The organism is Brachybacterium saurashtrense (genome assembly GCF_003355475.1).
Lineage (GTDB): Bacteria > Actinomycetota > Actinomycetes > Actinomycetales > Dermabacteraceae > Brachybacterium > Brachybacterium saurashtrense.
Window position 1 is genome coordinate 1,740,641 of sequence record NZ_CP031356.1, and the last position, 20,547, is coordinate 1,761,187.

Sequence of the window (20,547 nt, forward strand, 5' to 3'; positions counted from 1 at the left end):
ACCGACGCGGCGCACGGGATGACCCGGGGCTCGCGGGTACAGTGATCGGGGCCCACCTTAGCTGTCGGCCGACCCCGATCAGCCCCAGGCGACACGGACGGCCGCGACGGCGCACAGCACCGAGACGGCCGGCCGGGAACGGAACATGCATGACCTCTCATCCGGGCGCGCAGGACCCGCGCGTGGTGGTCCTCGTGTACAACGACTGCGCCAACGACTCGCGCGTGCTCAAGGAGTCCGCGACACTGCACGACGCGGGGTACGTGACCCGCATCGTGGCGGTGGAGCGGCGCGAGAAGGGTCACGTCGCCGGGCGCACCGCGCTGCAGGAGCGGCTCGACCTCGAACGGGTGCCGGAGTTCGCGATCGACAGGATCTCCCCCGCCCTCGCCCCGCTGTGGCGCAACCTGATCCGGCAGGGCGAGGTGGCCCCGGGCGGGGCGCCCGCCGCGCCCGACGCCGCCCCCGTGGGCCGGCGCGCCGCCGGGCTGAAGCTCGCGATGCTGCGCCGGCTGCGGGGCGTGGGCGAGCGCGCGTACCGCACCATCGCGCTGGGCACCTACTGGGTCAACGCCACGCGGTCGGCGCTGCGCTTCTCCCCGGACGTCATCCACGCCAACGACGGCAACACCCTGGTGCCGGCGCTCGCCGTGCGCGCCCTGTCCCGGCGCCGGGTGGGGATCGTCTACGACTCGCACGAGCTGTGGCGCCACCGCAACATCCGCCCGGACCGCCTGCTCGCCCCGCTGGTGGAGCGCCTCGCGGAGAGCGTGGGCATCCGGGTGGCGGACGGCGTGATCACCGTCTCGCCCTCGATCGCGCGCTGGCTGGAGGAGACCTACGCCCTGCCCGAGCGACCCTCGCTGGTGCGCAACGTGCCGGCCGAGGGCGAGGCCCCGGACCCCTCCACCGGCGTGCTGCGGGAGCGGGCTGGGCTCGCCCCGGAGGACAAGGTGATCGCCTACGGCGGCCGGATCACCACCTCCCGCGGCATCGAGGAGACCATCGCCGCACTGCCCCACCTGCCCGAGAGCGTGCACTTCGTGCTGCTGGGCTACGGCGAGCCGGACGCCCTCGCCGCGGTGCGGGGCGAGGCCGCGCGGTGGGGCATGGAGGACCGGGTGCACCTGGTGGGCGCCGTCGCGCCCGACGAGGTCTCCCGGGCGCTGGCCGACGGCGACGTCGCCGTGGTGCACGTGCGCCCGGTGTGCCTGTCCTACCGCTACGCCCTGCCCAACAAGCTCTTCGAGTCGATCCGGGCCGGGCTCCCCATCGCGGCCGCGGATCTGCCGGACATGCGGGAGGTCGTCGAGGAGCTCGGCGTGGGCGAGGTGTTCCGCGGCACCAGCGCCGAGGACCTCGCCGCGGCGCTCACCGCGATCCTCGAGGACCCGGAGCCGTACCGGGAGCGGGCACTGCAGGCCGGCCCCACCCTCACCTGGGAGCTGGAGGCCTCCCGGATGCTCGCGCTGTACGCGCGGGTGCTGGAGCGGGTCGAGGAGGGCTCCTGATGCGCGTCACCGCCGTCACCACCTGGTTCCCCACGCAGGCGGCACCCTCGCGCGGCGCCTTCGTGGTGCGGGACCTGCAGGCGATCGCGGCGCACGCCGAGGTGCGCCTGGTGCACCTGGTGCCTCCGGCCGACGACGACGGCACCCGGCGCCTGGTGCACGAGGGGCTCGAGGTGCTGCGGATCCCGATGGACCCCCGACGCCCCGACCAGGTGCTGCGGGCCTCCCGTGCCCTCGCGCGGGCCATGCGGGGCGCGGACCTGGTGCACTCGATGGCGTTCTCCTCGCTGCTGCCGCTGGCGCTGCGCCGCCCGGACGTGCCGTGGCTGCACACCGAGCACTGGTCCGCGCTGACCACGCCCTCCACGCTGCCCCTCGCCGCGCGCACGGCGCTGCCCGCCCTCTCGCGGATGCTGGCCCTCCCGGACCGGGTCACCGCGGTGTGCGAGTTCCTGGCCCGCCCGATCCGGGCAGTGCGGGGCGGACGGGAGACCGCCGTGGTGCCGTGCATCGTCGAGCCCGGGCCCCTGGTCGCGCGGCGGGATCGCGCCGACGGCCGCCTGCAGCTGGTCTCCACCGGCGGCCTCATCGAGCGCAAGGATCCGCTGCTGGCCGTGGAGGTGCTGGCCCGCCTGGTGGAGGACGGGGCCGACGCCCACCTGGAGTGGCTGGGCGAGGGCCCGCTGCGCGCGGCGACCGAGGCCCGCGCCCGCGAGCTCGGTGTGAAAGGCCGCCTGGCGCTGCCGGGCACCCGGTCGCCCGCCGAGGTGCGCGAGGCGCTGGGGCGGGCCGATCTGTTCTTCGGCCCCACCCGGGCGGACAACTTCTTCGTCTCCGCCGCGGAGGCGATCGTGGCCGGGCGCCCGGTGGTGCTGGGCGCCACCGGCGGGCAGGGCGAGTACGTCCGCCCCGAGGTGGGCGCGCTGGTGCCCGTGCAGGACGCGGCGGCCTACGCCGAGGCGGTGCTCGCCGTGGACGCGCGCACCCGCGACCTCTCCGCCGAGGTCATCGCGGGGACGATCGGGGACGCGTTCTCCACCGCGACCGTGGGCCGGGCCTATGCGGCGCAGTACCGCGAGCTGCTGGCCGGGGTGACGGCGCGCCGCGCCCCGGCCGCCGGGTCGTCGTCCGCCGCCGTGCGCGATGCGGCAGCGTCCCTCCCCGCGGCGCCCGCGACGCCGTCCGGCGGGAGGCGGGTCGAGGTGATCATCGCCTGCCACACCCCGGAGCGCCCGGTGGGCCGTGCCGTCGCCTCGGTCCTCGACGGCAACGGCGAGGACGCCTCCGTCGCGGTGATCTGCCACAACCGCTCCGCCGAGGAGATCGCCGCGGCGCTGCGCCCGCAGGACGTGCCCCGGGTGCGCTTCCTGGAGCATCGCGACGAGCACCGCAGCGCCTCCGGGCCCTTCAACGCCGGGATCGCCTCGAGCGAGGCCGAGTTCGTGGCGATCATCGGCTCGGACGACACCCTCGAGCCCGGGGCCGTCGCCTCCTGGCTCGCAGTCCAGGCCCGCACCGGCGCCGAGTTCGTGCTCACCCGGCTGGCGCTCGGCGGTCCCGGGCACGGCGTGCCGACCCCGGCGGTGCGGATGCACCGCGCGGGCCTGGTGGACCTGGTGGCCGATCGTCTGAGCTATCGCTCCGCGCCGCTGGGGCTGATGCGCCGCGAGATGCTGCGGCGCACGGGCCTGGCGCTGGTGGAGGGTGCGACCGTGGGCGGCGACGTCGCCATGGTGACGCAGATGATGGCGAGCGTGCCCACCGCCTACGACCGCTGCGGCCCCGCCTACGTGATCGGGGAGGACGCCGGCGACCGCGTCACCTACGTGGTGCGGCCCATGACGGAGCAGCTCGGCTTCGTGCCGCCGCTGCTGGAGGCCGAGTGGTTCACGGCCCTGCCGCGGCGGGCCCGCGCCGCGATCGGCACCAAGATCCTGCGGATCCACGTGTTCGGAGCCGTGTTCTACCGCGGGGACGAGGAGATCTGGACCGCGGCGGAGCGCGAGGACCTGGCCCGTCTCACGGCGCAGGTGCTCGAGGCCGCTCCCGGCGCCCAGCACCCGCTCTCGCGGGCCGACCGCCGGCTGCTCGACGCCTGCCTGGATCCGTCCGTCCCGGCGCCTCGACTGATCGCGGCGGCGCAGCAGCGGCGGCGGCACGGCCGGCCGGGCACGCTGCTCCCCCGCGACCTGGCCTGGACGCTGCACCGCGAGGCGCCGCTGCGCTTCATGGCCGCCTCGCTGGCGGTGCGGCACCTGCCGCGGGCGTCGCGGCGCTGAGACCGCGCCCTGCGTTCCCGTCTCCGCCGGGCGTTCCTGTGCCCACCGGGCGCTCCCGACCCCGCCGGGCGCGGCTCAGCCGCGGTCGGCGAGCGCCGTGATCGCCTCGTCCCAGGCGATGATCTGCCGCTCGGCGGAGAGGGCGGGCGCGGCCTCGTGCGCGGCCTGCTTGAAGGCGTCCACCCGGGCGGCGTCCAGCTGCGCGAGCGCCGTGCGGAGCGAGGCGGCGTCGGCCCCGTCGGCCACCACACCGATGCCGTGCTCCCGCACCAGCGCCGCCATGTCCGGCGAGGGGCCCACGATCACGCCGGTGCGCGCCTGGACCGCCTCGAACAGCTTGTTGGGCAGGCTGTGCTCGAGGTTGAAGGTGGTCGCCGGGAACACCACCAGCGACATGTCGTACTCGGCGACGGTCCCCACCAGCTGCGCGTAGGGCACCGGATCACGGAACCTCACCGCCGGGACGGAGGCGGCCCGCTCCTGCAGGCGCTCGATGCAGCCGGGCTCGCTGGGAACGAGCATGAGGTCGAGGGTGATCCCGTCGGGCCCGTCGGCGAGCGCGTCGATCATCGACTCCAGCCGACGGTTCGCCCGGGCCACCCCGCTGTGCAGCAGGCGGAGCGGAGTGCCGGTGGGGCGCGGGGCGCGCTCCTCGAAGGCAGCGGCGTTGGTGACGATCCGCATCGGGACGCCGAACTCCCGCTCGTACTCGGCCGCGAGTCCCGGGGAGACGGTGGTGGCGGAGGCCACCTGCGGCAGGCAGGTGCGGCAGATCCACCGCTGGTACGGGGCGATGAACCAGCGCCAGGTGCGCACGTGCTCCTTCTCCCGCGGCGCGTACTCGTGCAGATCGGCGTGCACGCCCCGGCGCGGGGCCAGCCACAGTGCGAGCGGGAGGGTGTTGACGTCGTTGGCGAGCACCACGTCCGTGCGGCCCACGTGCTCGGCCAGCAGGGCGTGCGCCGCCTGCACCGCGCTCATCGCCCAGTAGGCGCCTCGGTAGCGGCCGGTGAGCAGGTGCGGCTTGCTGCTGGGCCAGGCGCGCGTTCCCGCGGGCAGCTCCAGGTGCCGCACCGCCGGGTGCGGGGAGGGCCCGAAGCCCACGGTGGTCACCTCGTACCGCGGCGCGAACAGGTCGATCTGGCGCTGCACCCGCGGGTCGCGCACCAGCTCGGAGAAGGACAGGATCATCAGGGAGGTCATCGGCGCTCCTCGCCCTCGGCGGCGGTGCGATCGGCCGGCTCGTCGTCGGCGTCCGGGCCGCGCAGCACGCCCCCGCCGGTGAGGCCCGCGAGAGCGGCCTGCTCGGCGAAGGCCGGCACCGCGGCCACCACCTCGTCGAACGTGCCGGCCGCCGCGACGGTGCCCTCGCTCATGTAGAACACGATGTCCGAGTGCTGGATGGTGGCCAGTCGGTGCGCGATGGTGATCGTGGTGACCTCCGCACCGAGGCCCCGCAGCGACTCGGTGACCGCCGCCTCCGTCTTGGTGTCCAGGGCGCTGGTGGCCTCGTCCATCACCAGCACGGACGGTGCGGCGTACAGGCCGCGGGCGATGCCCATGCGCTGACGCTGGCCGCCGGAGAGGGTCATGCCCCTCTCCCCCAGCCGGCCCTGCAGCCCGTCCGGACGCGCCTCGATCACCTCGAGCATCTGCGCCCGCTCCAGCGCGGCACGCACCCGTTCCTCGTCCACATCGGTGGGATCCCAGGTCAGTGCCACGTTCTCCCCCACGGAGACGTCGAACAGCGAGACCTCCTGCGGCACGTACCCCACCGAGGCCCGCCACTGCCGCAGCACCGTGGTCATGTCCACGTCATCGAGCAGGATGCGGCCGGAGCTGGGGGTGAGCAGGCCCAGCAGCAGGTCCACCAGGGTGGACTTGCCGGCGCCGGAGCTGCCCACCACGGCCACGGAGGAGCCGGCGGGGATGCGCAGGGACACGCCGGCCACCGCCGGCTCCTCGCGGCCGGGGTAGGTGAAGGAGACGTCCTCGAGCACGATGTCGTGCAGGCCGTCGTCGAGCGTGCCCGCGTCCGGCGCCTCGGTGCGCTCCACGGCGGCACGGGCGAACTCGATGTCGTCGATGATGTAGTCCGCGAAGGCGGCGTTGGTGAGGATGCGGTTCTGGGTGGCCTGGAACCGGGTGAGCGAGGGCACCAGGCGGAACCCGGCCACGGCGAACAGCGCCACGGAGGTCATCGCCGCGGCGGGGCCGTCGTCCGGGAGGCCGCCGAGATACCCGGCGCCGCCCACCACCACGAAACCGCCCACCAGGCCGGCGTCGAGCACGAAGCGGGGCATCTGGTTGTAGTACTGGGCGAAGGCGCGGGTGCGGGCCGCGGCGCTGCGCCGCGCGGCCACGATGTCCCCCACCTGCTGCTCGTTCCCCTTGAGCGTGATCTCCTTCAGCGCCGCGAGCACCTCGCCGAGCAGCCTCACCACGGCGATGGAGTTGTCACGGTTCACGGCGCCGTTGGAGACCGCCAGCGGGCTCACCACCCGGGAGAGCAGCAGCGCGATCAGGCCCAGATAGGCGAAGGTCGCCACCGCCGTCTTCCAGTCCATGATCACCAGGCCGATCCCGATCACGGTGATGGTGGCGAACTCGGCGACCACCGTCATCGAGGGCATCAGCACGTTCGCCACCACCGCGGCGACGCCCGAGTCGACCATGCGGATGATCTCCTGGGTGGACTTCGAGGTGCGGTCCACCCACGAGGCCGACATGTAGGAGCGGAAGAGGGTCTGCCCGATCGTCACCTCGTGCTGGGCGAAGCGCTGCGTGGCGATGCGGATGGTGAGCAGGTTCAGGGCGCTCTTGACGATGATGAGGACCACGAACACCCCCACCAGCCACATCATCTCCTCGAAGGTGCGCAGCTCCCATCCCAGCAGCGGGATCGTCACCGCCTGGCCGGGGTTGGTCAGGCCCGGCACCACCACCGCAATCGCGCCCAGCGCCACCACGTCCAGGAGCGCGAGGACGCTCATCACCGCGCCGAAGGTCACCAGGAACCGTCGGGAGCTCCGGGGCAGCACGGAGAGCGTGCGCCCCACGATCCTGAGGGTCTGATTCACCGGTGGTCTCCTGTTCCGGGCCCGTGCGGGCGACTGGTCGGGGTGGTGAGCGGCGGGGTGCCCGCCCTCAGCAGGGCGGTGTGAACTCGTACAGAGCGTACGGCCCGTCGCGGTCCACGAGCGTGAGCTGGTGGTCCGGGACACCCCGGACCCCCTCCCACGGGGCGGAGGCCTCGGCGTCCAGCCGCCAGCCCGCGTGCTGCGAGGTGTCGCGATACAGGTGGGTGGGCCGCTCCCGCGCGAGCGCCCCGCACACCAGACGACGATCGTCGAGGTCGGTGACATAGCGCCCGATCAGGCGCTGGTCCACGGTGATCGGGCTCGCCATCGTGGGATAGACGGTCCCGACGCCGCCGAGCGACCAGTACAGGGTCGCGCCGTCGCGCGGATCGGCGAGCACCACGGCGTCCGCGGGCAGCTCCTGCGCGGTGCGCTCGATGAACGCCCGCTCCTGCGGGGTGACGTACGGGGCGAGCTGCACGCCGTAGGCGGTGTAGGCGAGGGAGCCGAGCAGCGGCAGGCGGCCGGGCACGGCGAGCCCGGCCACCACGGTGACCCCGAGCAGGGCGACGGCCGCCGGGGCGGCGAGGCGCGGCAGGCGCGGGTGCCCGTCCAGGAGGGCGGCGAGCCCGCGGGCCATCAGCACCACGAGCAGGCACATCATCAGCGGGGCGATCCGCTCCCGGGCGCCGTACCAGGGGTTCACCAGCGCGGTCGCGAGCGGTCCGTAGAGGTCGGTGACGAGTCCCAGCACCAGGGAGGCCACCAGGGCCACGGCGGCGGAGACCATCGGGGCCTCCCGCCGCCGCACCGCCGTCACGGCGCCGAGCACGGCGAGCGGCCACACCACCGCGAGCGGCCAGAACGGCGCGCCCACGGCCGGGATCCGGGGCGAGTCGGCGAGGATCTGCCACAGCAGCTCCCCCGCGCCGAGCCCGCTGCGCCGCGTGAGGTCCATGTCCCCCAGCGTCAGCGCGGAGCCCAGCAGGTACACCGCCGCGCCCGCCGCGGCGACGCCCAGCAGCTTCGCGGCGTGCCGACGGCGCCCGCGCTGCAGGGCCACGATCCCGTGGCCGATCAGCACGCAGCCCGCCACCACCGCGGCGGAGAACAGCACCGAGGGGTGGGCCAGGCCCGCAGCCCCCATCAGGAGCACTGCCGCGAGCACGTCGCCCCGGCGCCCGCCCTCCCGGCGCGAGCGCACCCGCAGCACCGCCGCCACCGCGGGCGGCAGGCACACGGTGCCGAGCACGATCGGCCACAGGCCCATCACCAGGCCCATCGCGGCGGTGCTGAGGAACAGCGTGGCCGCGCCGGCGGCGCACAGCGCCAGCAGCCGGGCCCGCACCGGGTCGGGCACCAGCGCGGCGACCATCGCGGCGACCGCGCCGGGCAGGGAGGCGAGACAGGCGAGCATCAGCGCGTTGGTGGAGACCACCGGGTCCCACGGGAGCAGCGCGGCGAGCGCGTCGAAGGCCACCGGGTAATAGGTGGGCTCGCCGTAGATCCCCTGCAGCGCCGCCCAGGCGAAGGCGTCCCCGCCCTCGCGCAGGAACGCCACGGCGGAGAGGTGGTAGAAGGCGTCGTAGCTGCCGTTGAGGGTGTCGAGGCCGCCCATGCGGCGGGACGCCGAAGCGACCACGCCCAGTCCCAGCAGCACGTTGCCGCCCACGGTGAGCGCCGAGAGCCCGGCCAGGCGGCGGGACGGGCCGGGCCCCTCCGGCGCGGCACCGGCCACGGCGCCGCGCCGCCGGACGAGGAGCCGCCGCGCGCCCCACAGTGCGAGGGCGAGGAGCGCGAGGGCGAGGGCGGTGGAGAGCGCCGACCAGCGCACCCCCAGCAGGTGCAGCACCGTCGCGAGCGCGGCCCCGGCGGTGACGGTCAGCGCCGGGGCGGCGCCCCACCACAGGCGGGAGCGCACCCCGGCCGCGAGGAGCAGCACCAGCCCGGGGATCCACAGCAGCGCCCCGGCCAGCAGGACGGGCAGGAGGAAGGTCACCGGCGCCGGGCCCCGTCCAGCGCGTGCGGCGCGTCACCGTGCATCGTGCAGCTCCCCCAGCTCGAGGCTGCGGGCGTACCGGGCGAGCACACTCTCCGGGTCCCGCTGGACGACGGCGAACTGCCGGGCCGCGCGGGAGGCCTCGGCGAGCGCGGCGGGCTCGGCGAGCTCGCGGATCCGCGCCACCGCGGCGTCTCGGTCCGCCACCACCCAGCGGCTGTCGTAGATCGAGCCGGCGCCGCCGTAGGCGGCCGTCTCCGGCCAGTCGCGCACCACCGCGGCGCAGCCCGCGGCCATGCCCTCCATCACGGACTCGTGGGTGCCCTCGTGCCGGGAGCTGGACAGCACGATCCCGGCCTCGGCCACCAGCGCCGGCACGTCCTCGCGGCGCCCCAGGATCTCCACCGCCCCGTCGGGGACGGTGCGCAGCCGGGCGCGGACCCGCTGCTGGTAGGGGGTGTCGTCGCCCGGGTCGGCGGGCAGGCCGGGGCCGATCAGCCGCAGGCGGTACCGGGCATCCTGCTCCCGCAGCCGGGCCAGCACGTCGAGGCTGAACAGCACGTCCTTGATCTCGCGCAGCCACCCCACCTGCACCAGCAGGTGCGGGTCGCGCCGCGGGGACGGCTCCGCCCCGAGGCCCCGCGCGAGCAGGTTGCCCACCTGCTCGGCGGGGACCTCCTCGAAGGAGGGCTCCAGGCGGCACAGCAGCGCTCGCACCGGCGGGGAGACGTACAGCAGCCGGTCGATCCGAGAGGCGTCGGTGAACAGCGGGAACGGCGTGAACGCCTCGAAGCGGTGCAGGCGCACGGCCAGGCGGCGCGGCGCACGGTCCAGCAGGGTGATCCAGGTGAGCACGTGGTGGGCCCACTCCACCAGCACGACGTCCGCCCACTCGAAGCCGTCGGCGAGCTCGGGCGGGGTGGCCAGCAGGTCACCGCCCTGCAGCGCGTCGTACCGGGCGCGCAGGATCCGGTCGCGGTCGGCGAAGCCGGGCGCGGCGAGGTCGTCCACGTCCAGGGTGCGGATCTCGACGTCGGTCCGCTCGGCGAGTGCGTCCAGCAGCGGGCGGATGAAGGTCCAGTTCTCCTGGGCCACCACCAGCAGGCGCGCGGGGCCGTCGCCGCGCTCCCGCGGGGCGGGGCGGTGCGGGCGGCGGGCGATCCCCCGCTCGTCCGGGAGCATCACACGGCCGGTGCGGGAGAGCCGCACCGGGCGCAGGAAGGCCTCGGGGTCCGCGGCCAGCGGGGAGCTGCCCGACTGGTGCAGCGAGCCGTGGAAGCTCACTCGCAGCGCCTTGTCGAACCAGCGCAACGCCGGGTCCACCCGTCCGCGCGCCAGCGCGGCATCGGCCAGTCCCAGCAGCCTGTCGGCGTCCTCCCGCCAGGGGGCGCCCTGCGGGTCCTCCGCGATCTCGCGCTGGGCGCGGAAGTACACGCCGAGGCCGCCGACGGGGCCGGGGAGATGCTGCGCGATCCGCGCTCCGGAGGCGATCGCGCGCTGCAGGGCGGCGGCCGCCTCAGGCATTCCCGTCGCCGATCCGCACCACCCTGCCGTCGCGGGCGCTCTCGAGCACGGCCTCGACGGTGCGCACGGTGTGCAGACCCTCGCGCATGGTGACGATGTTCGAGGGATCGCCCAGCACCGCGTCGCGGAAGGCCTGGTGCTCGGTGGCGAGCGGCTCCTGACGGTGCAGGGCGTAGCGGATCGAGTCCCCCTCGCTCACGCCGCGGAAGGAGGCCATCGACTCCCACAGATTCGTGGCCGCCTCCGCATTGGCGTAGAAGGTGAGATCCGCGTTGAGGGTGTCGGCGACCAGGGCGCCCTTCTCCCCCGTCACCACGGTGACGCGCTCCTTGAACGGGGTCAGCCAGTTCACGAGGTGGTTGGTGATGGTGCCGTCCTCGAGACGTCCGGCCACCGAGACCATGTCCTCGTCCTCGCGGCCGGAGCGGCGGGTGGAGGTCGCGCCCACGCTGGCGTAGCGGGACTGCGCCACCCAGGCGGTGAGGTCGAGATCGTGGGTGGCGAGGTCCTTGACCACGCCCACATCGGCGATCCGGGCCGGGAAGCCGCCCTGGCGGCGGGTGACGATCTGGTAGATCTCGCCGAGCTGACCGTCGGCGATGCGCCGCCGGGCCTCCTGCAGCGCGGGGTTGTAGCGCTCGATGTAGCCCACCGCGCCCACCAGCCCCGCGTGCTCGTAGGCGGCGGTGATCTCCTCGGCCTCGCCGATGTCGAAGGCGAGCGGCTTCTCCACCATGGTGTGCACGCCGGCCTCGGCGAGCGCCAGCGCCACGTCGCGGTGGAACTGGGTGGGCACCGCGACCACCGCGTAGTCGATGCCAGCGCGGATCAGCGCGTCCACGTCCGGCAACACCTCGAGGCCCGCGGCGGCGCCGTGCGGGTCGCCGTGCGCGTCCGCGACGGCCACCAGGTCCACACCCTCGAGGCCGTGGAGGTTGCGGGCGTGATGGCGCCCCATCATGCCCAGGCCGATCAGTCCGGCCCGCAGGGTCCTGCTGCCCATGCTCACGCTCCTGCCCCCGCCACGGTGTTCACGGCGGTCACGATCCGTTCCCGGTCCTCGTCGGTGAGGCTCGGATGGACGGGCAGCGAGAGCACCTCCGCCGCGAGCCGCTCGGTGACCGGGAGATCCACCTCGGTGCGGAAGGTGCGCAGGCGGTGCACCGGCGTGGGGTAGTACACCCCGCAGCCCACCTGGTGCTCCTCGCGCAGGGCGGTGGCGGCGGCGTCGCGCTCCGCCGCGCTCGCCCCCTCGAGCCGGATCGTGTACTGGTGGTAGACGTGGGTGGCGCCCTCGCGCACCACCGGCGTCACCACGCCCCGAAGGTGCGCGTCGAAGAAGGCGGCGCAGCGCTGCCGGGCGGCGGTCCAGCCGGACAGCTTCGCCAGCTGCACCCGCCCGATCGCGGCGTGGATGTCCGTCATGCGGTTGTTGTAGCCCACGATCTCGTTGGCGTACTGCGTCTCCATGCCCTGGTTGCGCAGCAGGCGCACCGTGCGGGCGGTCTCCGCGGCCGCGCAGGCGACCATGCCGCCCTCGCCGGAGGTCATGTTCTTGGTGGGGTAGAGCGAGAACATCGCCCCCTGCCCGAAGGTGCCCACCGGGGCGCCCTGCCAGGTGGCGCCGTGCGCCTGCGCCGCATCCTCGAACACCCACAGGCCGTGGCGCTCGGCGAGCGCGAGCAGGGCGTCCATCGGGGCGGGATGCCCGTACAGGTGCACGGGCTGGATGCCCACGGTGCGCTCGGTGATCGCGGCCTCGACCGCCGCCGGGTCCACGGTGAAGATCTCGGGGTCTACGTCCACGAACACGGGCGTCGCGCCGGTGACGGCGACGGTGTTCGCGGTGGCGGCGAAGGTGAAGGAGGGCACGATCACCTCGTCGCCCGGGCCGAGCCCGAGCGCGAGCATCCCCAGGTGCTGGCCGGAGGTGCCGGAGTTCACGGCGACCACCTCACGCCCGTCCACCAGGGCGGCGGAGAACTCCTGCTCGAAGGCGGCGACCTCGGGGCCCTGCGCCACCATCCCGGAGGCGAGCACCCGATCCACCGCCTCGCGCTCCTCGGAGCCGATCAGCGGCTTGGCCGGCGGGATGAAGGGGAGATCGGTGCTCATGCGGCGGGTCCGTCCTGTGCGTCGGGGTCCTCGGTGCGGTCGAGGGCGGCCGGGCGCGGGGCGTCGGCCTGCGGGGCGGAGGCGAGCAGCAGCCCGCCGGTGGAGTCGTCGGGGACGTACCACTCCCCGGTGGCGGGGCACACCCACGAGTCGGTGCCGTCCGCGGCGGGGACCAGCTTCTGCCCGGCGCGGCCCACCCAGCCGATCCGCCGGGCGGGCACGCCGGCGACGAGCGCGTGCGGGGGGACGTCCTTGACCACGGTGGCACCCGCGGCCACCATCGCCCAGGCGCCGATCGTCACCGGGGCCACGCACACCGCGCGCGCGCCGATGGAGGAGCCCACCTCGCAGGTCACACCCACCGGCTCCCAGTCCGCAGCGGACTTCGCGGTGAGGTCCGGGTTCACGGCGCGGGGGAAGTGGTCATTGGTGAACACGGCGGCGGGACCGACGAAGACGCCGTCGGCGAGGGTCGCGGGTTCGTAGACCAGGGCGTGGTTCTGCACCTTGCAGCCGTGGCCCATCGTCACGCCGGAGCCGATGTAGGCGCCGCGGCCCACGATGCAGTCGGTGCCGAGCGCGGCGCCCTCCCGCACCTGGGCCAGGTGCCAGATCGCACTGCCGCGGCCGATGGTCGCGTCCGGGGAGATGTCGGCCCCCGGGGCGACCCGGTAGGCGGGGGTGTCACTCATGGCCACGACGATACCGCCATCGTCCCGGGTTCTCAGGACGAGGCGCGGCGCGCCCGGGCGGTGCCGTCCGAGGGTGCACGGTCCGGCGCCCCGGGGGCCCGCAGCAGCCAGTGCGGGCCCCATCGCGTGAGCACGGCGTCGACCGCCAGCGCGCACACGATCGCGAGCGCGCTGAGCGCGGGGACCAGGAGGGTGGAGCGGACCGTGTCGCCCAGCACCTCCCCGGCGTGCGAGGCGCGCCACAGCATCACCGCCGCGCTGATCACCAGCGGATGCACCAGGTAGATCACCAGGGTCCGGCTGCCGATCAGGCTCCCGGCCCGGGCCAGCGGCGCCCACCGTGCCGGCAGGGGCAGCAGCGCCGCGCAGGCCGCGAGCCCGCTCAGCGAGGCGGCCAGCTCCATCACCCGGTGCAGGGCCGGTGCGGGCTGTGCGACCTCGAGCGTCGCGACCAGCGCGCAGAACAGTGCGGCGAGCACCGTGCCGGCCCATGGCGCGCCCCGCTCCCCCCGGCGCAGGATCCACGAGCGCGCCGTGAACCCGAGCACGAACCACAGCGCGTTGTCCAGCAGCTGGAACACCCCGTAGGTGAGGTCCGGGGAGGCCTCCACCGCCCGCATCGCCGTCTCCACCGCGGGCGCCGCCGCATAGGCGAGGAGCGCCACGGCCACCAGGGCCCCGCGGTGCACGCGCCCCAGCCGGGCGAGCGCGAAGAACACCGGCAGTACCGCGATGAACCAGTAGGGGGAGGCCGCCACCAGCATCCCGGTGACCTCTCCCCACAGGAAGCCGGCCGGATCCCCCGGCGCGTACTGCGGCCAGGCGATCACCGCGAACAGCAGGCTCCACAGCAGGTACGGCCACAGCAGATCCGCATAGCGCGGCCGCGCCACGGCCGCGAGCGGACGGTGCACGGCCCCGTGGGCGAGCAGCCCCGAGACCGCGAAGAACAGCGGCATCCGCAGCGGCACCAGCGCCAGGTTCCCCTCCACCCACCATCGTGCGGCGCGGGTGTCGACCCCGGCGAACAGGTCCCCGCGCGCACCGACGGCCACGTGGTAGACCACCACAAGCACGATCGAGAGCGCCCTGGCCAGATCCAGCCAGGCGATCCGCCCCGGCGCCGCCGCGGCGGGCCCGCTCACCGGGAAGCCTTCAGCGCCTCTCCCTTGGCGAGCGCGATGTCGCGCAGCTCCCCCTGGAAGGCCACCATCCGCTCCCGCAGCCGCGCAGCCTCCTCGTCGCCGCCGGCGGCGAGGATCCGGGCGGCGAGCAGCCCCGCGTTGCGGGCCCCGCCGATGGAGACGGTGGCCACCGGCACCCCGGCGGGCATCTGCACGATCGAGAGCAGGGAGTCCATGCCGTCGAGATGCTTCAGCGGCACCGGCACGCCGATCACGGGCAGCGGGGTGAGGGAGGCGAGCATGCCGGGGAGGTGGGCGGCGCCGCCGGCCCCGGCGATCACCACGCGCAGGCCGCGGTCGGCGGCCCCGCGGCCCCAGGCGACCATGTCCTCGGGCATCCGGTGGGCGGAGACCACCTCGACGCTCGTGGCGATCCCGAACTCGGCGAGGGCCTCCTCGGCCGCCTTCATCACGGGGTGGTCGGAGTCGGACCCCATGACGATCCCGACGAGGGGCCGGGACGACGTCTGCTCTGCGATCTGGTCTGAGGTCTGCTCTGCGGTCATCGGGGCTCTCCGTCGACGGTGGGGGCGGTGGGACGGTCGGCGTCGGGCCCGTCCACGATCAGGCGCTCGGCGCGGTGGGCGCGGCGGAGCAGGTCCTCGGGGTCCTCGCCCACCAGGGTGACGTGGCCGATCTTGCGGCCGGGGCGCACGGTCTTGCCGTAGAGGTGGATCCGCAGCTCCGGATCCTCGCCGAGCGCGGCACGGGTGCCGGGGGCGAGGTCCTCGGCGGCGCCGCCCAGGAGGTTCACCATCACGCTCGCGGCCGCGCGGGGGGCGGTGGAGCCCAGCGGCAGATCCGCCACGGCGCGCAGATGCTGCTCGAACTGCCCGGTCACGGCACCGTCCATGGACCAGTGCCCGGTGTTGTGCGGGCGCATCGCGAGCTCGTTGACGAGCACCTCGCCGCCGGGGGTCTCGAACAGCTCCACGGCCAGCATCCCGGTGACGTCGAGGTCCTCCGCGATCGCGAGGGCGAGCTGCTGGATCCGCTGCTGGGCGGCGTCGTCCAGGCCGGGCGCGGGGGCGACCACCTCGTAGCAGACCCCGTCCTTCTGCACCGACTGCACCACCGGGTAGGCGACGGACTGCCCGCCGGGGCGCCGCGCCACCTGGGCGGAGAGCTCCCGGGTGAAGGGCACCAGCTCCTCGGCGAGCAGCTCGCCGTGCGCGGCGAGCCAGTCCCGGGCCTGTGCGGCACCGTCCACGATCCGCACCCCGTGGGCGTCGTAGCCGCCGCGGGGGGTCTTCACCACCAGGCGCCCGCCGGCCTCCGCGAGCGCCTCGGCGAGCGCCTCCTCGCTCCCGATCCGCCACCAGCGGGGGCAGGGGTGGCCGAGCGCGGTGAGGCGCTCCCGCATCACGAGCTTGTCCTGGGCGTGCACCAGCGCGGCCGGGCCCGGCCGCACCGCGACGAGGGACTCCGCCTCGAGCCGTTCGAGGATCTCGGTGGGCACGTGCTCGTGGTCGAAGGTGAGCACCTCGACCTCCTCGGCGAGGGCGCGGACGGCCTGCTCGTCGTCGTGGCGGCCCGGGTGGACCTGCGCGGCGACCTGCGCGGCGCTCTCCTCGGGGGCGGTGGCGAGCACCGGGGTGGCCAGGCCCAGCTCGATGGCGGGGCCCAGCATCATCCGCGCCAGCTGACCGGCGCCGACGATGCCGACTCGTCGGGCCGCGGGGGCGGGGGTGCGGGCGGGCTGGGGCGGGGTCTCGTGCACGGCGGCCAGTGTACGAGGTCAGGCCTCCGAGCGCGGACGACGCCGCACCACGGACCCCTGCGGGAGGGAGTCGAGGTCATCGCCGCCCGTGCGGTGCGCGCGCCCTCCCTGCGGGGTCATGTCCGCGCGCGGTCCTCGTCCGCTCCGGGCCGAGCGCACACGCGCTCCCCGGGCGCGATGTCCGCGCCCGCTGCGACTCTCCTCGTAGGCATCCTCCTCCGGGTCCACGTCCGTCTCGCCGGGCGCGGAGATGAGGAACACGCCGAAGGTGGCGGGGCTCTCGGTGAGCAGCTCGAGGCGGCCGCCGTCGTCCTCGACGAGGGTGCGGGCGAGGGCGAGCCCCACTCCGGTGCCGCTGGAACTGCGCCCGGAGACCGAGCGCTCGAAAATGCGGGCGCCCAGCTCGGCGTCGATGCCGGGCCCCTCGTCGGCGACCTCCACCACGGTGGAGTGGTCGTTGCGGCGCACCTTCACGGTGGTGCGCCCGTCGCCGTGGGCGAGGGCGTTCTCGATCAGGGTGGCGATCACCTGGGTGAGCGGGCCGGTGGAGCCCCACACCGCGGCGCTGCGCGGCACCTGCACCCGCAGCTCGCGGCCGGCGCGGCGATAGGCCGGGGACCACTCCTCGCTCTGCTGGGTGAGCACGGTGCGCAGCTCCACCACGCCGGGGGTGCGGCGCTGCGAGGAGCGCGGGGCGTTGATGAGGTCGTGCACCACCTCCGTGAGGCGGTCGATCTGCTCCAGCGAGATGCGGGCCTCGTCCCGCACCCACTCCTCGGAGCTGGTGGCGAGGATCTCGTCCAGCCGCATCGACAGCGCCGTCAGCGGGGTGCGCAGCTGGTGCGAGGCGTCCGAGGCGAGGCGGCTCTCCGCCTCCAGCCGCTCGTTGAGCATCGCGCCGGAGCGCGCGAGCTCCTCGGCGACGTCGTCGATCTCCACGATGCCGGAGGGGTTCCAGGGCCCGCGCGAGCGCCCCGAGCCCATCTCCTCGGCGCGCCGGCTGAGTCGTGCCAGGGGCATGGAGATCCGCTGGGCCTGCCACAGCGCGACGGAGACGCCGATGGACAGCGCCGCCAGACCGGCCACGGTCATCAGCACCCAGGCGCTGGCGGTGTGGGCGCGCACGTCCGATTCCGGGATCGCGACCGTGATCGCCTGACCGGAGGCGCCGTTGGTGTTGCTCGAGGAGCCGCCGCCGCTCGGCTGCTCCCCGGCCGTGTATTGATTGTCCTCATAGGTGACGGAGATGTAGAGGCTGAGATCCGACTGCGCATCCACGTGGCGCTGCAGCAGCGCGTCGTCGATCTCGCCGTCCTCCTGGAGCCGGGTCTCGGTGTCGACCCGGACCTCGTCGAGGATGCTGTTGAGATCGTTGGTGAGGTTCTGGCGCACCAGCTGCAGCCAGGAGAACCCCAGCGGGATGCCGAGCATGAGCACGGCCAGCAGCACGGTGATGATGGTGGCCTGCAGCACGCGCTGCCGCACGCGTCAGCTCTCCGTGCCGGTCTCGAAGCGGAAGCCCACTCCCCTCACCGTGGTGATGCGGCGCGGGTCGGTGGCGTCGTCGCCGAGCTTGCGGCGCAGCCACGAGATGTGCATGTCCAGCGTCTTGGTGGATCCCCACCACTCCGCACCCCACACCTCGCGCATCAGGTCGTCGCGGGTGACGACGCTGCCGGACTCCCGCACCAGCACGGTGAGGAGGTCGTACTCCTTCGCGGAGAGGCTCAGCTCCTCCCCGTCGGCGTAGGCGCGGCGCGCGGAGACGTCGAGGGTGACGCCGTTGACGTCGAAGCTGTCCCCGGTCTCCTCGGTGGCCTGGGAGCGCCGCATCAGGGCGCGGATGCGCGCCTGCAGCTCGCCGAGGCGGAACGGCTTGGTGACGTAGTCATCGGCGCCGGCGTCGAGGCCCACCACGGCGTCGACCTCGTCGGCCCGGGCGGTGAGGATGAGGATCGGGCACTCGAGCCCGCCCTTGCGCAGGCGGCGCGCCACCTCCAGCCCGTCCAGGTCGGGCAGGCCGAGGTCGAGGATCACCAGGTCGATGGACTCGGCCCCGGCGGCGATGGCCAGCGCGTCCATCCCGCGCGAGGCGCGCGTGACGGTGTACCCCTCACGGTCCAGCGCCCGGGAGAGGGGTTCGGCGATGGCGGAGTCGTCCTCGACGAGAAGCAGTCGTGTCACGCGATCCATCCTATGACGATGCCGGCAGAGTGGGCCCTGTGCCCCGTGCGGGGCGGGCGCGGCTCCATCATCCCAGCCCGCGGGAGTCGATGGGGACGACCGTGCCGCGCGGCACGCTCACAGGCCGAGGTCCAGCGGGGCGGAGCCCTCGCGGCGCATCTCCCTCACGCGCACCTCGCCGATGCCGTGCAGCTCCACCGACTCCCCCCGGTCGAAGGAGAAGCCTCCCGGCAGCGCCTCGGCGATCGCGGCGGCGGTGTCCGCGTCCACCAGCACCGCTGCCGGTCTGGCCACGGACTCCATCCGGGCGGCGAGGTTGACGGTGGGGCCGAACACGTCCCCGTAGCGGGAGAACATCGAGCCCCAGGACAGCCCCACGCGCACGGGCGGGAGGTCCGTGGCCTCGGTGATCGCCTCCGCGAGGCTCACCGCGATCTGAGCGCCGTCCTCCGGCGTGTCGGCCAGGAACATGATCTCGTCGCCCACGGTCTTGACCACTCGTCCGCCGCCCACGGAGATGATGTCGCGGCTGACCTGTTCGAACCGCCCCACCATGTCCGCGAGCTCGGCGCCCGGCAGGTCCTGGGCGAGCCGGGTGAACTGGACGAGGTCGGCGAAGCCCACGGCCCGCTGCAGCGGGAACAGCTCGTCGGTGTCCCGGTGCAGCACCTCGCTGCCGGCCCGGGCGGCGTAGGCCGCGAGCTGTCGGCGGAAGGTGAACATCACCTGGGACTCGAAGATCTCCAGCAGCTCGGGGATGGCGTCGAGCATCTGCTGGCGGGCGCGGGCGTCGTCCAGCCCGTCGGCGTGCTTCGCCTCGTCCACCAGCGCTTCGGTGATCCACATCGCCAGGCGCCCCATGTGGAATCCCATGCCGCGGGAGATGCTCGCGAAGGCGCGCTCGGTGATCGCCCCCTCCTCGACCACGGCGGCGAGGTCCCCGATGGCGTAGGCGTCCTCCTCGGTGAACACCACCGTGTCCTCGTCCACCGGGGTGAAGCCGAGCGAGCGCCAGTACACGGAGGTGAGCCGCTCGGGGATGTCGTGCTGCTCGGAGAGGTCGCGGCGGGAGTACTTGCGCGGCCCCTGCAGCAGCACCTTCTCCAGCGCGCCCACGCTGCGGCGCACCGCGGCGAAACGGCGGTTGATGTCGAGGATCTCCTCCTCGCCCAGAGGGTCCGAGGCCTCGTCGTCCCGGGAGAGATCCGGCAGCTCGGAGGTCTCCGTGCCGAAGGCGTCCCGCGGCGACGAGCCCTCGAGCCCCTCGGGTGCCGCCGAGCGCGCCGGGCGCTCAAGATCGTCCATGCCTTCGGTCACGTGCCGTGCTCCTCCTGCTCGATGTCCATCGCCTCCTGGATGTCGGACCGGACGGGTCCGCCCGGTCGCAGATGCCGCACATCCCCGATGTCCACGGCCGTCCGGCCCCCTCCCGCGAGGTCGACGACCAGTCGGCCGCATGCGTCGATCTCCCGGGCGGTGCCGTGCACCGAGCGCGGCCGTGTCCCGCCCGCACCCGTCTCCCCCAACGGGTCGATCCGCACATCGCACCCGAGTGTGAGGCAGGTCATAGTGTAGCGCCCGTGGATCCCCGCGGAGACGGCGTCTCCCCCCGCGGACTCCAGCCGCGCCAGCTCGACGCCCAGCGCCTCCGCGAGCGCGGTCTCGAGCCGCTCGCGCAGCGACTCCACCGGAAGGTCGGCGCCGCCGGGCACGGGCGCGCCCTCGCCGAGCAGGCCGTCCTCGCCGAGCAGCCAGGCGGCGCCGGGCACCGGGGCGCCGTCGGGGTCCACCACCGGGCCGCGCAGGTTAAGCCCGACGCCCAGCAGCACGAGGTCCGTCCCGCGCGCCTCGACCAGGATCCCGCCCAGCTTGCGTCCGTCCCCGGTATGCAGATCGTTGGGCCACTTCAGTCCGGGGCCGCCCTCGCCTCCGAACGCGTCGCCCAGCACGCGATCCAGCGCGGCGAGCGCGGAGAGACCCGCCACCTGCGGGAACCAGCCGCGGCGGTCCGGCGCGAGCGCGGTGCGGTGCACGACGGTGAGGGCGAGGCTGGCCCCGGCGGGGCTCGCGAAGGCGCGGCCGAGCCGGCCCCGGCCGCGGCTCTGGTGCCGGGCGGCGACGGCGAACGGGTGGCGGGCCCCCTCGGCGAGGAGGCGCAGCGCCTCGTCCTGGGTGGAGGTCACCTCGTCGCGGCGGAGGATCCGCGGACTGCTCCCCGGTGGGCCCATCGGGTCTCCTTCCCTCGCCACGTCCCGGACA

At 74.6% G+C, this 20,547-nt stretch carries 16 protein-coding genes; 2 read left to right on the plus strand and 14 right to left on the minus strand.

The window, feature by feature from the left end; all coding sequences use genetic code 11:
* Positions 1–149: 149 nt before the first annotated feature.
* The gene (locus DWV08_RS07925) at positions 150–1,511 is read left to right on the plus strand and encodes a glycosyltransferase (protein ID WP_162801530.1); all 1,362 of its coding nucleotides are present in this window, start codon (positions 150–152) and stop codon (positions 1,509–1,511) included.
* Positions 1,511–3,790 carry a glycosyltransferase gene (locus DWV08_RS16720; RefSeq protein WP_127097508.1) on the plus strand — a complete coding sequence of 760 codons (2,280 nt, stop codon included), beginning with the start codon at positions 1,511–1,513 and terminating at the stop codon, positions 3,788–3,790. Before DWV08_RS07925 ends, DWV08_RS16720 begins: the two co-directional genes overlap by 1 nt.
* 75 nt (positions 3,791–3,865) lie before the next feature.
* On the opposite strand, the gene DWV08_RS07935 is transcribed toward DWV08_RS16720, so the two are convergent.
* The 14 genes from DWV08_RS07935 to DWV08_RS08000 all read right to left on the minus strand — a co-directional run bounded on the left by DWV08_RS07935 (position 3,866) and on the right by DWV08_RS08000 (position 20,516).
* Positions 3,866–4,993 (minus strand): glycosyltransferase family protein, encoded by a 1,128-nt coding sequence (locus DWV08_RS07935; RefSeq protein WP_115413296.1) that lies wholly within the window; start codon positions 4,991–4,993, stop codon positions 3,866–3,868.
* Positions 4,990–6,870, minus strand: coding sequence for an ABC transporter ATP-binding protein (locus tag DWV08_RS07940; RefSeq protein WP_115413297.1), 1,881 nt, complete (start codon positions 6,868–6,870; stop codon positions 4,990–4,992). Before DWV08_RS07940 ends, DWV08_RS07935 begins: the two co-directional genes overlap by 4 nt.
* Before the next feature lie 67 nt (positions 6,871–6,937).
* Positions 6,938–8,869: a DUF6541 family protein gene (locus tag DWV08_RS07945; protein WP_115413298.1), complete on the minus strand. Its 1,932-nt coding sequence runs from the start codon at positions 8,867–8,869 to the stop codon at positions 6,938–6,940.
* 33 nt (positions 8,870–8,902) lie between these two features.
* Positions 8,903–10,393 carry a glycosyltransferase gene (locus DWV08_RS07950; RefSeq protein WP_115413299.1) on the minus strand — a complete coding sequence of 497 codons (1,491 nt, stop codon included), beginning with the start codon at positions 10,391–10,393 and terminating at the stop codon, positions 8,903–8,905.
* Positions 10,386–11,396: a Gfo/Idh/MocA family protein gene (locus DWV08_RS07955; RefSeq protein ID WP_115413300.1), complete on the minus strand. Its 1,011-nt coding sequence runs from the start codon at positions 11,394–11,396 to the stop codon at positions 10,386–10,388. Before DWV08_RS07955 ends, DWV08_RS07950 begins: the two co-directional genes overlap by 8 nt.
* A gap of 2 nt (positions 11,397–11,398) precedes the next feature.
* Complete coding sequence (locus tag DWV08_RS07960; RefSeq protein ID WP_115413301.1) at positions 11,399–12,508, minus strand: DegT/DnrJ/EryC1/StrS family aminotransferase; 1,110 nt, start codon at positions 12,506–12,508, stop codon at positions 11,399–11,401.
* Positions 12,505–13,200 (minus strand): acyltransferase, encoded by a 696-nt coding sequence (locus tag DWV08_RS07965; RefSeq protein WP_115413302.1) that lies wholly within the window; start codon positions 13,198–13,200, stop codon positions 12,505–12,507. Before DWV08_RS07965 ends, DWV08_RS07960 begins: the two co-directional genes overlap by 4 nt.
* Positions 13,201–13,232: 32 nt before the next feature.
* Positions 13,233–14,345, minus strand: a complete 1,113-nt coding sequence (locus DWV08_RS07970; protein ID WP_115413303.1) for an acyltransferase family protein — start codon at positions 14,343–14,345, stop codon at positions 13,233–13,235.
* The gene (purE, locus tag DWV08_RS07975) at positions 14,342–14,890 is read right to left on the minus strand and encodes a 5-(carboxyamino)imidazole ribonucleotide mutase (RefSeq protein WP_115413304.1); all 549 of its coding nucleotides are present in this window, start codon (positions 14,888–14,890) and stop codon (positions 14,342–14,344) included. Before purE ends, DWV08_RS07970 begins: the two co-directional genes overlap by 4 nt.
* Positions 14,887–16,104, minus strand: a complete 1,218-nt coding sequence (locus tag DWV08_RS07980; protein ID WP_115413305.1) for a 5-(carboxyamino)imidazole ribonucleotide synthase — start codon at positions 16,102–16,104, stop codon at positions 14,887–14,889. Before DWV08_RS07980 ends, purE begins: the two co-directional genes overlap by 4 nt.
* Positions 16,105–16,122: 18 nt before the next feature.
* Entirely contained in the window at positions 16,123–17,589 is a 1,467-nt protein-coding gene (locus DWV08_RS07985) for an ATP-binding protein (protein WP_115413306.1), read from the minus strand.
* A 3-nt stretch (positions 17,590–17,592) separates the two neighbouring features.
* Positions 17,593–18,288: a response regulator transcription factor gene (locus DWV08_RS07990; protein ID WP_115413307.1), complete on the minus strand. Its 696-nt coding sequence runs from the start codon at positions 18,286–18,288 to the stop codon at positions 17,593–17,595.
* Positions 18,289–18,405: 117 nt separating this feature from the next.
* Positions 18,406–19,605 carry an adenylate/guanylate cyclase domain-containing protein gene (locus tag DWV08_RS07995; protein WP_115413308.1) on the minus strand — a complete coding sequence of 400 codons (1,200 nt, stop codon included), beginning with the start codon at positions 19,603–19,605 and terminating at the stop codon, positions 18,406–18,408.
* Positions 19,602–20,516, minus strand: a complete 915-nt coding sequence (locus DWV08_RS08000) for a biotin--[acetyl-CoA-carboxylase] ligase (RefSeq protein ID WP_115413309.1) — start codon at positions 20,514–20,516, stop codon at positions 19,602–19,604. Before DWV08_RS08000 ends, DWV08_RS07995 begins: the two co-directional genes overlap by 4 nt.
* Between the last annotated feature and the right edge of the window lie 31 nt (positions 20,517–20,547).